General features: G+C 71.8%; 11 protein-coding genes. 7 read left to right on the top strand and 4 right to left on the bottom strand.

Going from position 1 to position 12,956, the window contains the following annotated elements:
* Nucleotides 1–12 precede the first annotated feature (12 nt).
* The 5 genes from KXC43_RS15075 to KXC43_RS15055 are packed head-to-tail and all read left to right on the top strand — an operon-like array spanning nucleotide 13 to nucleotide 3,169.
* Nucleotides 13–1,155 carry a 5-(carboxyamino)imidazole ribonucleotide synthase gene (locus tag KXC43_RS15075; RefSeq protein ID WP_221376688.1) on the top strand — a complete coding sequence of 381 codons (1,143 nt, stop codon included), beginning with the start codon at nucleotides 13–15 and terminating at the stop codon, nucleotides 1,153–1,155.
* Nucleotides 1,156–1,653 (top strand): 5-(carboxyamino)imidazole ribonucleotide mutase, encoded by a 498-nt coding sequence (gene purE / locus KXC43_RS15070; protein WP_221376687.1) that lies wholly within the window; start codon nucleotides 1,156–1,158, stop codon nucleotides 1,651–1,653.
* A gap of 9 nt (nucleotides 1,654–1,662) precedes the next feature.
* Nucleotides 1,663–2,076 (top strand): glutaredoxin domain-containing protein, encoded by a 414-nt coding sequence (locus KXC43_RS15065; RefSeq protein WP_221376686.1) that lies wholly within the window; start codon nucleotides 1,663–1,665, stop codon nucleotides 2,074–2,076.
* 48 nt (nucleotides 2,077–2,124) lie between these two features.
* On the top strand, nucleotides 2,125–2,679 hold the full coding sequence (locus KXC43_RS15060; protein WP_221376685.1) for a type 2 periplasmic-binding domain-containing protein: 555 nt from the start codon (nucleotides 2,125–2,127) through the stop codon (nucleotides 2,677–2,679).
* A gap of 1 nt (nucleotide 2,680) precedes the next feature.
* Nucleotides 2,681–3,169 (top strand): substrate-binding domain-containing protein, encoded by a 489-nt coding sequence (locus tag KXC43_RS15055; protein WP_221376684.1) that lies wholly within the window; start codon nucleotides 2,681–2,683, stop codon nucleotides 3,167–3,169.
* A 1-nt stretch (nucleotide 3,170) separates the two neighbouring features.
* On the opposite strand, the gene KXC43_RS15050 is transcribed toward KXC43_RS15055, so the two are convergent.
* The 3 genes from KXC43_RS15050 to KXC43_RS15040 form a co-directional block, all read right to left on the bottom strand.
* Complete coding sequence (locus tag KXC43_RS15050; protein WP_221376683.1) at nucleotides 3,171–3,809, bottom strand: hypothetical protein; 639 nt, start codon at nucleotides 3,807–3,809, stop codon at nucleotides 3,171–3,173.
* 255 nt (nucleotides 3,810–4,064) lie between these two features.
* Nucleotides 4,065–4,682, bottom strand: a complete 618-nt coding sequence (locus KXC43_RS15045; protein ID WP_221376682.1) for a histidine phosphatase family protein — start codon at nucleotides 4,680–4,682, stop codon at nucleotides 4,065–4,067.
* Complete coding sequence (locus KXC43_RS15040; protein ID WP_221376681.1) at nucleotides 4,682–9,796, bottom strand: SCO7613 C-terminal domain-containing membrane protein; 5,115 nt, start codon at nucleotides 9,794–9,796, stop codon at nucleotides 4,682–4,684. Before KXC43_RS15040 ends, KXC43_RS15045 begins: the two co-directional genes overlap by 1 nt.
* 186 nt (nucleotides 9,797–9,982) lie before the next feature.
* On the opposite strand from KXC43_RS15040, the gene KXC43_RS15035 reads away from it, so the two are divergent.
* Nucleotides 9,983–11,137: an acyl-CoA dehydrogenase family protein gene (locus tag KXC43_RS15035; protein ID WP_221376680.1), complete on the top strand. Its 1,155-nt coding sequence runs from the start codon at nucleotides 9,983–9,985 to the stop codon at nucleotides 11,135–11,137.
* Between the two features lie 84 nt (nucleotides 11,138–11,221).
* Nucleotides 11,222–11,779 carry a Uma2 family endonuclease gene (locus KXC43_RS15030; protein WP_221376679.1) on the top strand — a complete coding sequence of 186 codons (558 nt, stop codon included), beginning with the start codon at nucleotides 11,222–11,224 and terminating at the stop codon, nucleotides 11,777–11,779.
* A gap of 43 nt (nucleotides 11,780–11,822) precedes the next feature.
* On the opposite strand, the gene KXC43_RS15025 is transcribed toward KXC43_RS15030, so the two are convergent.
* Nucleotides 11,823–12,881 carry an iron-siderophore ABC transporter substrate-binding protein gene (locus tag KXC43_RS15025; protein ID WP_221376678.1) on the bottom strand — a complete coding sequence of 353 codons (1,059 nt, stop codon included), beginning with the start codon at nucleotides 12,879–12,881 and terminating at the stop codon, nucleotides 11,823–11,825.
* Nucleotides 12,882–12,956: the final 75 nt, after the last annotated feature.

Raw genomic sequence — 12,956 nt, 5'->3', positions numbered from 1 at the left:
GCTGGACGAGCGATGGATACCCGAACCGGTCTGCCTGTGGTCGGCATGGTGGGCGGGGGCCAACTGGCCCGGATGACCCACCAGGCCGCGATTTCTCTCGGTCAGTCACTGCGCGTGCTGAGCGTGTCGCCCGATGACAGTGCCGCGCTGGTCGCGGCCGATGTGCGGATCGGCACACACACCGATCTGGCGACGCTGCGCGAGTTCGCCAAGGGCTGTGAGGCGGTCACCTTCGACCACGAGCATGTGCCGACCGGGCACATCGAGGCGCTCGAGGCCGAGGGCGTCAAGATCTTCCCCGGCTCCCGGGCTCTGGTCTTCGCGCAGGACAAGGGCCTGATGCGCGAACAGCTGGCTGAGCTGGGCGCCCCGGTGCCGCGGTGGGGCCGAGTCGAGTCGGCCGAAGACATCGAGACCTTCGCGGGCGGCGTCTGGCCGGTGGTGGCCAAGGCCACCCGCGGCGGGTACGACGGCAAGGGCGTCTGGATGCTCGGCGGCCCTCAGGAAGCGGCCGAGCTGGTGGCCACCGGCACGCCGCTGATCGTCGAGGAGCGGGTGCCGCTGCGCCGTGAGCTCGCCGCCCTGGTCGCTCGCTCGCCGTTCGGGCAGGTCGCGGCGTACCCGGTGGTCGAGACAGTGCAGCGGGACGGCATCTGCGTCGAGGTGCTCGCGCCCGCGCCGGGCCTGAACGAGGCGCTGGCGCTGAAGGCCCAGCAGCTCGCGATCGACCTCGCCCATGAGCTCGGCGTGGTCGGCCTGCTCGCCGTCGAGCTGTTCGAGACGGTCGACGGCATCGTGGTCAACGAGCTCGCCATGCGCCCGCACAACTCCGGCCACTGGACGATCGAGGGCGCCCGCACGTCGCAGTTCGAGCAGCACCTGCGGGCCGTGCTCGACTACCCGATGGGCGAGACGTCGCTCGCCGCGCCCGCGGTCGTGATGGCCAACGTGCTCGGCGGCGAACCGGGCGGCATCTCGATCGACGAGCGCCTGCACCACCTTTTCGCCACCGACCCCGGCGCCCGCGTGCACCTGTACGGCAAGCTGGTCCGCCCGGGCCGCAAGATCGGGCACGTCACGGTGCTCGGCGACGACATGACCTCGGTCCGGGCCCGCGCGGCCCGGGCCGCGCAATGGCTCCAGGAAGGCCGGTAAATGGCACCGCTCGTCGGAATCATCATGGGCAGCGACTCGGACTGGCCCACGATGGAGGCGGCGGCGCTGGCCCTCGCCGAGTTCGAGGTGCCGTTCGAGGTGGGCGTCGTCTCGGCCCACCGCACCGTACGCAAGATGGTCGACTACGCCGAGACCGCGGCCGACCGCGGCCTCCAGGCGATCATCGCCGGGGCCGGCGGCGCCGCCCACCTGCCCGGCATGGTGGCCGCCCTGACCCCGCTGCCGGTGATCGGTGTGCCCGTGCCGCTCAAGCACCTCGACGGCATGGATTCGCTGCTCTCGATCGTGCAGATGCCGTCCGGCGTGCCGGTGGCGACGGTGTCGATCGGTGGCGCGCGCAACGCCGGCCTGCTCGCCGTGCGCATTCTCGGCGCCGCCGACCCGCTGCTGCGGACGAAGATGGCGAATTTCCAGGCCGGCCTCGAGAAGCTGGTCGCCGAGAAGGACGCGGCGCTCCGTGAGCAGCTACTCGGGTAACCTCGCGACATGACGCGCCGCTGGCAATCGACGACCTTCCTGGTGGCGATCGGCGTCCTGGGCGGGTTCTGGATCGGCTCGCTGCCCGGCGTGGCTTTCTTCGTGGTTCTCGTCGTGCTCGCGGCCCTCGTGTCACCGCGCGCCTTTCCCCGCTCGATCACCGATGCCGAGGCGCGTGCGGCCCAGGCCGCCGACGGCCGCCCGATCATCTACTGGCGGACGGGGTGCCCGTACTGCCTGCGGCTGCGCGGCTCGCTGGCCCGGCGGGCCGGCCGCTACCACTGGGTCGACATCTGGAGCGACCCCGACGGCGCGGCGACAGTCCGCTCGATCGCCGACGGCAACGAGACCGTGCCCACGGTGGTGACCGTGTCCGAGTCCTTTGTGAACCCTTCACCGCAGCTGGTGCGAAACCTTAACTGAACGTTCAGGGGGCCCTCCCAGGGTCGGCCCATCGACTTCTGGTGGAGTGTGGCGCTCGCGACCCTGGGTGTTGTCGCGCCCGGCATCGCGGCGATATACGAGTTCCTCGTCAAGGGCCGCAAGCGGCTCGGCTACCGCGTGCAGATGGACACGACGGCCAACGACGTCGGCGACATCGCCGCGCCGGGCGCGCTCGGTGAACTGAGCAACAACGGCGTCCCGCTGGTCGATCCGAGCATCGTGCTGCTGCGAATCGAGAACACCGGCCGTACGAACATCGACGAGCACGACTACGCCGTCCGCGACGACGACAAGGCCGGCATCCGGGTGAGCTTCCCCGGGCGGCGCACGATGGCATTGATCGCGTTCCTGGCCGTTCTGGTCGTCGCGCAGTCCGTCGTCTTCTTCCGCAGCGACAACGGCACGCCCCTCGACTGTGCGTCCGGCCGGCTGACCCTGACCGGCTCGACGGCGTTCGAGCCCGTGGCGCGCGAAGCCGCCCAGTCCTATCAGGACGTCTGCACCGAGGCGACGTTCAGCTTCGAGATGCGCGGCAGCGGCGAGGGTCTGCTGGCGCTCGCCCGGGCCCGGCGAGAACGCTGACATGCTGGCCTTCTCGGACGGCGACAAGTCCGACGGCATGCCCGGCCTGGTCGCCCGGCCCCTCGCGTTCGTGCTGTTGACGCTCGTGGTCAACGCCGAGACCGGGGTGCGCGACCTGACCACGGAACAGATCCGCCGGTTGTACGGCGGCACCATCACCAACTGGAAACAGATCGGCGGACGGGACGTGCCGGTGCGCCTGATCAGCCGCAACCCCGGCTCCGGCACCAGGGCCGCCTTCCAGCGCCGCGTCCTCGGCGGCGTCCGCGAGCCCGGCAGCAACCCAGGTAGGAGCCGACATCATCCGCGCCCACGGCGACCGCCCCTGCGCCGAACTCGCCAACCCCCAACTCTGTCGCCCGGCCCCCATCTCCTGATTCATTTGCCATCGCCCATTTCGATGGGCCGCAATGGCGGAGAGTGTGGGGGAAGGCCAGGATCTCACCTCCGAAGTGGCCGAGGCCGGCCGATCCGGAACACGAGTTCATGAGTCATTCCTGGGTGGCATCCTCGGCTCGGTCGATCAGGTCGGTGAACCAATCCGCGTCGGTGGCGGGGACGAAGTCGGTTGTTGCCCAGAAGCGTTTCGCGATCTCGGCGTCCGTCGATTTCAACGCCGCGTTGCTGTCGGCGGTGAAGTAGGCCGTTGTCTGGTGGAGGGCTACGTCGTCGGGCGCGGGCCGGATCGGTTTGCTGCTGCGTACGCAGATGGCGTGCGACAGATCAGAGACGTCGGTGCAGGTTGAGGTGGGGCCGGCGGCGAACTCGACCACGACGAAGATGCGGGCGTTGCCGGCGCTGAAGCGATAGCCGTCGAGCAGGGCGCCGTTCCCTGATCCGCGGTGGGGGCCGCCGCTCAGGTTGGGCGGGTTGCCGGGGGAAATCTCGATCAGACCGGGCGGACGGGACTCCGGCACATAGGTGAAACCGACCGGATTGCCGAACCGGCGCCAGTCGTCGACGTACAGAACGCTGTCGAGCAGCTTGGCCTCTGGCGTGGAGGGGTCGACGCTTCTGGGCGTCGGCGCGATCACTCCGGCGGCGGCCTCGTCGGCCGGCCAGTGCCGAACCGTCAGCCCGGCCGCGACGACCAGGGCGATCGCCCCGGCCACCCAACTGCGTGGTCGCACTTCGTACTCCCGTCGATCTTGTTGCCGCAGGCTAACCGATGCCGGGAAGTCCGTGCCGGTCGCTCACCGCTCGTCATAACCCGTTCTCCGTTACCAAGCTGGCCGATCTCGGCCGCGCCTTGCGGCTGCGCCCGGGCCTGACCATGCTCGATCTGGCGTGCGGCAGCGGCGTGAGGAGTTCGACACGGCGCCGCTCAACCATGTCCGCTATCAGCGCCGCTATCTGGGCTGGGGAGTCTTCGTCCTCAAGAAGCGCTAACTCAAATGCGCGACGTCGTTCAGGGCGACGATCGCGTGGTTGTGGAATCGGTCGTCCTCGCGCAGGGTCGTGATGCCGCCGGGGGAGAAGCGGAACGCCAGCCGGCCCGCTGACTCGAGCGGCATCTCGATCCAGGCCGCGAGGACGAAGGTGGCGGCCATCCCGTGCGTCACGATCACCTGCTCGGGCGCGTCCGACTTCAGGATGCGCTCCACCGCCGCATAGACGCGGACGGCCAGGTCCCACTTCGTCTCGGCGCCGGGCAGGCCCTCGTCGTGGCGCATGCGCTCGCCGAACTCGGGCGGTGGCACGAAACGCTCGTCCAACCAGGACTGTGGCCGGCCGCCGGCCTCGCCGAACGACTTCTCGCGCAGGTCTCTGTCGAGCACCACCACCGTGCCCAGCCGTGCGGCGATGACCTCGGCCGTGCGACGGGTCCGCAGCAGGTCCGACGAGTAGATCTCGGCCTCCGGCGCCCGTGCGGCGATGACGGAGGCGACCCGTGCGGCCTGGTCCAGCCCGCGCGGGGTCAAGTCGGAGTCGTGCCAGCCGCCGACCAGCCCTTCGACGTGGTGGGTCGCCTCGGGGTGGGTGACGACGTGGATCGTCCGCATCAGCGCATCTTGACCAGGGCGCCGCGCAGGCCCTCGCGGGTGCGGCGGCGGTTCTCGTTGGTGGCGCCGACCCAGAGCAGGATCACGCCGAGCGGCACCAGCACCAGCCACGGGCCGACCAGCGTGCTGGCGAAGTGGATGGCCGCGAAGATGGTCGCCACCGCGCCCACGACCACGGGCGCCTGCTGGCGGTTGCGGGAGCCGACGATCAGGGTGGCCACCGCGGCCAGCAGCAGCAGGACCTCACGCGTCTCGCCGCCGTTGCCGGCCAGGACGATGCCGATCGTCGGCACGAACGCGGCCAGCAGCGCCGGACCGTACGCGGCCCAGCTGCTCAGGTCGGGCCGGTCGCGCGACTCGATGACGCCGACCAGTAGGGCCAGCGCGGCGAACGGCAACGTGTACGCCTCGGGCAGCGCGACGTCGGCCAGCGCGACGAACAGCCACACGCCGACGATCTCGAAGCCGACGGCTGTCCAGAACAGCGCCCGCCGCTGGCTGGGCGGGCGGCCGACCCGCGCCGCGGCCAGGCCGAGGACGGCGCCCCAGGCGGCCAGCAGCGCCGCCAGGTGGGGCGGGGAGTCGAAGGCCATCACACCGGCGATCAGCGCTGACGCATAGCCGCTCCACTCGACGGTGGACGCCTCGGCGCGGTACTGCGGCAGACCCAGGCGCGGCACAGTGGCCTCGAGGATCAACAGCGCGGCGCCGACGGCCAGCACGCCGAAGGCCGCCCAGGGGCGCTCGACGCCGGCCGCGATGGCCGCGGTGAGCACGAAGAGCTGGCCCATCACCGCGGCGAACACCCAGCCCAGGATGCGGGCGAACCGGCTGCGCCCGCCGAGCGCGGCGACCAGCCCGACCAGGATCGCGCTGCCCAGCGTGAACAGCGTGAGCCGCTGCTGGGCGAGGCTGCCGGCCAGGCCCGCGTTGCCGGCGAGCAACCCGATCACGAAGACGATCGTGCGGGTCGTGCCGAGCAGCGACGAGCGGCGGCCGGCCGGCGGCGGGGTGAGCGCCAGCCCGAGCATCGAGATCGTGAACACGACCAGGGCGGCCGTGGTGGCGGTGGGGTATTGCGCGTGCAGGGCGATCGGCGCGATCAGGATGGTGATGGCCACGCCGGGCAGGATGACCGGCACGGACTCCGACGGCTTGCCGCCGAAGCCGACCGCGGCCAGCGCGGCCGCCCCGGTGAGCAGCACGATCGCGAGGACGCTGGTGCCGTCGACGTAGCCGGACGACGGCTGCGCCAACGCCGGGATCGGACCGTCCCAGATGTGGGAGAGCTGGCCCAGCGGGTCGACCAGCGCGGCCCGCAGCGCGGGGGCGATCGAGAACAGGGCGAGGATCGTCGGCACCAGGGCGAGCACCACCGCGCTGGTGGCCGGGTCGACCAGCCAGCGGCCGCTGAGGCCCAGCGGGCGGGCCGTGGTCCACCGGCGTGGCTGGTAGCGGCCGGCGCCGGTGAACACGCCCTCGCGGGCCAGCGTGATGCCGGGCGCCGGGATCGAGCCGCGCAACAACTCGGCCATCACGCCGAGCAGGGCCGCTGCGGCCGCGTACAGGGCCGTCGGGTGCGGCGTGGGGATCGACGCGAATGCGGTGATGGTCGCGCCGAGGACCAGGCCGACCGTGGCCCAGGGCAGGAACTGCGGGATGTAGCGGCCGGTCAGCGCGAGCAGGGCCAGGCTGAGGCTGGACGCGGCGAGCGCGCCCGTCAACACGACCTGGGCGCCGTGCTGTTGATCGGCGGCTACCGAGGCCAGCACGCCGGGCAGGGCCAGCATGATGGCGCCGGTGGCGGCGCCGCCGATCTGGGCGCGGTGACGGGGCAGGCCGGTGTCGTCGCGGGCCAGGTCGGCCTCGGTGACGGTGGAGGGCGACCAGAACCGGCCCGGCGGGGGCAGGGGGGTGCCCGGCGGCGGGCTCTCGATGGTGGCGACCGGGGTGCGCGCCATGACCGCGGTCAGGGCGCCGATCATCACCACGAGCAGCAGGGCGAGCGCGGTCGACCAGGGCCGGGCCAGCGACGAGACCACCGCGTGCAGCAGCACGGCGGCGGCCGCACCGGCCCGGCAGAGCGCGGCGGCGGGCTCGAGGGCGGCGACGGCGGCCATCGCGTACGCCACCGCGACCGCACCCCCGATCAGCAGGGGTGACCACCAGGGCAGCCCCAGCGCGAACGGCGCGCCGATGGCGGCCGCGGCGCCGGCGATCGCCGAGAACAGGTGCGACCACGGGCGGGGCGCTGCGATGGCGGCCGCGATCGAGACCACGACGAGGGCGAAGGGAGCCTGCCAGGCGCCCGGGCCGGGGGCCGGGAGGGCGGTCAGGTCGGCGTCCCACAGGTCGGCTGAGACGGCCAGCATGCGGATCGCCCCGGCCAGCGCCAGGTAGCCGGCGATCGCACCGACGACCACGCCCGCGACGGCCAGACCGCGGTTGGGGCCGCGACTCCACTCCGCGGGCAGCACAGCCACGCCGAGCGCGACGATCAGCACCACCACGCCGGCCACCGCGAGTGGCGCCTCGGGGAAGGCGAGCGCGAACACGCGGGCCAGCGCGCCGCAGATCGCGACGGTGGCCGCGGCGGCGGCGATGTCGGGGCCGTCGAGCACCCGGTCGCTGCGCCGCCCGTTGTCGATCGACTTCGAGAAGAACAGCAGACCGGCCGCGACCAGCAGAAGCGCGCCGACCCAGACGTCGGGCGCGGTGGCGCCGGGCGAGAGCAGGGCGGCCAGGGCCAGCGCGATCGCGCCCAGGCCGGTGCCGGCGGTCAGCGGCAGGCTGATGTCGCGCCGGGCCACCTGGAACACCGCGGAATAACTGAGCGTGGCGGCTACGGCGAGGAAGCCGACGGCCAGCGCCGGCACGGTGACCTCTTCGGTAGCGGGCGGGCCGCTGCCCTGGTCGGCCACGGCGAGCGCGGCGGTGACCACGGCGCCGGGCAGGGCCAGCGCAGTCGCGCCGGACGCCCAGTCGCCGACCAGCCAGGCGTACAGCCGGATCGGGATCTGCCGGGCGGCCACGGCGATCATCACGCCGGCGCCGGCGATCGCTGTCAGCACAGCGGCGGTCAGCCAGGCCGCGCCCAGGGCAGCGCCGGCCCCGAACAGGCCGACCACGCCGGCCGCGGCCACGTGCACGATCGCTATGCGGCGGGTGGTGGCGGCCAGACCGGCGGCGCCGATGCCCACCGCGGCGATGACCAGCGGCCAGGGCGCCCCGGACCAGTCCAGGCCGAGCGAGGCGGGTACGGCCAGCGCGGTCAGCGCGATGCCGACGACCGCGCCCTCGTGCCGCACGCTGGGCGGCAGGGCGAGCGCGGCGGCGATCGTGACCAGCAGCGCGCTGAAGGCCAGCAGCCACCCCAGGTCGCCGGCGGCCTCGGCCATCCGCTGGGTGTAGCCGGCCGGATCGGCGTGCCAGACCGGGCGGGCGGCCTGAAGGAGCTCGAACGCGGCGCGCAGGCAGTCGAGCACCAGGACCAGGCCGATGATGGCGAGCGCGACCGCCGAGGCGATCTGCGGGCCGCGGCGCACCTCGGGCGGCACCAGGGCGACGACGGCGCCGGCGACCGCGACCGCGGCGGCGGCCACAGCCAGCGTCCAGTGCGGCGAAACGACATCGGCGATGCGGGCCGTCGCGCCGATCACCGAGATGGTCAGCACGCCGCCGGCGATGTTGCGGGCGGTCAGGTTGTCGAGCAGCCAGGCGGCGGCGAAGCCGGTGAGCGCGGCCAGCACCAGGATCAGCCCGGACCGCAGCGCGTCGGGCAGCACGCGAGCCTGCAGCAGCGCCACCGACGAATAGAGCAGGGCGCCCGCGCTGGCCACGCACAGCAGCGCGAACGTCAGCTCGCGCAGCCAGTCGGCGGACGGCGGGGTGGCCGGCGGCGCGATCGGCACCGAGCCGGCCGCGGGCGCGCCGGCCGGACGCGGGCCGGGGAAGATGCGGGTCCGCAACCAGCCCTTGCGACGCCGGGTGGAGACGCCGTGCAGGATGAGGTCGGGTTCCTCGGGCGCCGTCTCGGGGCGCTCGGGCGCGTCCTCGGCCAGCAGCACCGGGTCCTGGTGCTCGCGGTCGGCGGCCACCGGGCGGCCCCACGGCCACTGGGGAAGCAGCCGGCCCCGGCGGATGACGGTGGTGAGCAGCAGCAGGTCGAGTACGGCGACCACGGTCAGGGCCATGCCCCAGCCGGCCGGGCTCTGGACCATCGGCTCGGCCAGCAGCAGCGGAACCGGCTGCACGGCCACGACCGTGGCGTACCGCGGCGCGGCGAGGCGGGTGGCGCCGGCATACGCGAAGCTGGCGACCGCGGTGATCGCGAAGGTGATGCCCAGGTAGAGCGGGACCGGCACGCCGGTGCCGCCGGTCAGCTCGCTGCCGTGCAGGGCGAACAGGGTGAGCGGCAGCAGGATGAGGCCGACCCAGCCGACCGTCTCGCCGGTCGAGCTCAGGCCGCGGCGCGCGATGCCGGGCGCGGCGACCAGGGCGGTCGTGGTGGCCAGGGCGAGGATCAGGGCCCGGGCGAACGGATTGGTGACGGCGACACCGGCGAAGACGACCGCCGCCACGCCGATGAGCAGAGCGCCCAGCGCCAGCAGGATGTTCTGCACCGACTGGGAGGACGCCTCGGGCGGGTGGTGCTCGGCGCCGGTGAAGCCCGCGGTGCGGCGCGGCGGCGGCGCGACCCGCTCGGTCGGCGGCGGGTCGTCGACGAGCATGGTGACGCCGTCGGTGGCGACCCCGGGCGGCCCGGTGTGCGGCGAGCCGGTCGGGGCCCAGTCGGGCCGCGGACCGGTCCTCCGGGAGGAGGACGGTGGCGGTGGCGGCGGCTCTTCCTCCGGGCCACCCGTCGGCGGGGGCGGCGGCGCGAACTCGTCGGGCCCGCGCCGCCGTACGCGCCGGGACTTGCCGGTCTTGGTGGCCTTCTTCTTGGTGTTGGCGTGGGCCAGGATGTCGCGCTGGAACTGCGCCGCCTGGATCTTGGCGGCGATCTGGGTGCGCTCCTTGGCCGCGGCCATGTCGCGGATCTTCAGATCCGCGATCGAGGCCTCGATGCGGGCCAGCTCATCGTCGTAGCTGTCGGGCTGTTCAGCCTGCGCCACGGAACCTCCTCGACCTGCCGGCCACACCTTGTCTAGAGCATGCCGGTCCGACACCTCATTAGAACAGGCTCACCGGGGCCGACATCTATAGAAAACGCCCGCGGCCCTCATACCCAACCTCTGGTCGGCGTACCCTACGCGCCAGTAACATAGCGGCGGGACTGCACAACCGAAGGGGCCAGGCCAATGAGCGAGTTCGACGTCTACCAGCTGCCGGAGGACCACGAGACCATCCGCGCCGCGGTGCGCGAGGTGTGCGACGCACGGGTGGCGCCGAACGCGGCCGAGGCCGACGAGACCGGGGAGTTCCCCAAGGCCTCGTACGACGCCTTGCGCTCGAGCGATTTCCACGCCCCGCACATCCCGGTCGAGTACGGCGGCGCCGGGGCGGACGCCCTGGCCACCGCCATCGTGATCGAGGAGGTTGCCCGCGCCTGCGGCTCCTCCTCGCTGATCCCGGCGGTCAACAAGCTGGGCACGATGCCGCTGCTGATCGCCGCCTCCGAGGAGCTCAAGCAGAAATACCTGCCGAAGGTCGCGTCGGGCGAGGCGATGTTCTCGTACTGCCTGTCGGAGCCCGAGGCCGGCTCGGACGCGGCCTCGATGACGACCAAGGCCGTACGTGACGGTGATCACTGGGTGCTCAACGGCGTCAAGCGCTGGATCACCAACGCCGGCGTGTCGGAGTACTACACGGTCTTCGCGGTCACCGACCCGTCCAAGCGGTCCAAGGGCATCTCCGCCTTCGTGGTCGAGAAGTCGGACGCCGGCGTCAGCTTCGGCGCGCCCGAGAAGAAGCTCGGCATCAAGGGCTCGCCGACCCGCGAGGTCTACTTCGACAACGTACGCATCCCGGCCGACCGCATGATCGGCGACGAGGGCACCGGCTTCGCGACCGCGATGAAGACGCTCGACCACACCCGCGTGACGATCGCGGCCCAGGCGCTGGGCATCGCTCAGGGGGCGCTCGACTTCGCGAAGGGCTACGTGAAGGAGCGCAAGCAGTTCGGCAAGCCGGTCGCCGACTTCCAGGGCGTGCAGTTCATGCTGGCCGACATGGGCATGAAGCTCGAGGCGGCCCGCCAGCTCACCTACGTCGCCGCCGGCAAGAGCGAGCGCGGCGACGCCGACCTGACCTACTTCGGCGCCGCCGCCAAGTGCTTCGCCTCCGACGCCGCCATGGAGATCACCACCGACGCGGTCCAACTGCTGGGTGGGTACGGCTACACCCGCGACTACCCGGTCGAGCGCATGATGCGCGACGCCAAAATCACCCAGATCTACGAGGGCACCAACCAGGTCCAGCGCGTCGTCATGGCCCGCCAGCTCCTCAAGGACTGACTGCGGTCATCCACAATTCGAAGTTGTCCACAGGGACGCCTCGGCCGAGTTGGCCGGGGCGTTTCTGGGCTTAGGATGAATGGCATGAGCGCCGAAACCATCGGCAGGAACTTCCCGCCCGTCGTCACGCTCGACGACCTGGCGGTGATGAATGACGTCGACGAGAACGGCCATCGCTTTGAGCTGAGCCCGGAAGGAGTCCTGTCAGTCATGCCGCCGTCCGGGAGTGACCACGCTGTGGTCGCGAGCAAGCTCCAGGTATGGCTGTTCATGGCTGGCTGGCCGGCGGAACAAGTCCTCCAGGCGCTGGGAGTCCGCATTCCGGGGCCGATGAGCGACGGCGGGCGGATTCCCGATCTGACCGTGTGGGCACACCCGATTCCATCGACGGTCTGGCTCGGTCTCAACGACCTCATTCTCGCGGTCGAGATCGTCTCGCCCAGCTCCGTGACGATGGACCAGGTCATCAAGCTGCGGGAATACGCGGCGGCCGGCGTTCCGCGTTACTGGATCGTCGACCGGGATGCCGCGCAGACTGTCATCCAGCACGTCCTCGGGCCGGACGGCACCTACGAGGTGGTGTCGAAGACGCCTCTGGCCTGGTTGTTGCAGACGGATCCGGCCGAGCATCTCGGCCGCTGAGCGATGTGGCCAGGCCGTGAGGGGCCCGGCCACATCAGGTTCGTCAGCTGGCGCGGACGACCGCGGTAGCCGGGTCGCCGTCGACGGCCTGGGCGATCTGGGGGACGAGCTTGTCGAGCAGGTACGGCAGGCTCAGCACCGAGATGAACGACGTCGCCGCGCCCACCTCTTCGAGGTTCTCGACGTAGAGGTCGCGGGCCTCGGTCTTGACCTTGAGCTTCGAGTAGAGCGGGTCGGCCTGCACCTTCGCCTTGTCGGTGTCGTACTTGTCGACGATCCAGACGAGCATGTCGACGTCGAGCAGGTCGGTCCGTTCCTTCGAAAGGTTGGCGCCGAACTCCTTGCCGGTGATCTCGTCGAGGCCGGCGGGCAGCTTGAATCCGAGGTCGGCGAGCAGCCGGCCGCGGGGGTCCTGCGTGCCGTACACCCAGTAGCCCTCGTACGTGGTGGCCATCAGGCCGGTCTTGCCGGCGAACTCGGGGTGGTCCTGCTTGACCTTGGTGAACAGCGCCTCGGTGTCGGTGACCAGCTTCTCGGCCTGCGCCTTGCGACCGACCGACTCGCCGACCGTACGGGTCAGTTGCTGCCAGCCCACGCCGTAGTCGACCTGGCCCTTGGGCTGGGCGACGGTCGGCGCCATCTTCGACAGCTTGGCGTAGTCCTCAGTGGTCAAGCCGGAGTAGACGGCCAGGATGAGGTCGGGCTTCAGCGCCGCGACCTTCTCGAACTGGATGCCGTCGGTGAAGGTCAGCACCTCGGGCCTGGTCGCCGAGCCCAGCGCCGCCGTGGCCCACGGCCAGATCGCGCCCGGCTTCTCGCCGAACCACTCGGTCGTCGCGACCGGGACGACGCCCAGCGCCAGCAGGGCGTCCTGCTCGACAAGGCCGACGGTGACGATCCGCTTGGGCTCGGCCTTGATCTCGGCCGTGCCGAACTTGTGGGGGATGGAGACGGGGAAGGCGGCGGCGTCGGCGCCCGCCGAGGCGCTACCGGCGGAAGTCGCCGGCTCGTCATTTTCGCTGTTCGGTCCGCACGCGGCGAGCGCGAGGAGGAGCCCGGCCGCCGCCACCGTGGCAGTCCGCCGGATATTGAAGAGCCGCACGGGCTGTTCCCTTCTGCAAACGCGAGGCCCCGGGACGGGTGACCTCGAACGCGAGTGTAGGTTAGCCTCACCAAA

The sequence above is a fragment of the Paractinoplanes polyasparticus genome (genome assembly GCF_019710575.1).
GTDB lineage: Bacteria > Actinomycetota > Actinomycetes > Mycobacteriales > Micromonosporaceae > Actinoplanes > Actinoplanes polyasparticus.
This window is presented reverse-complemented; position numbering and strand designations above follow the sequence as displayed.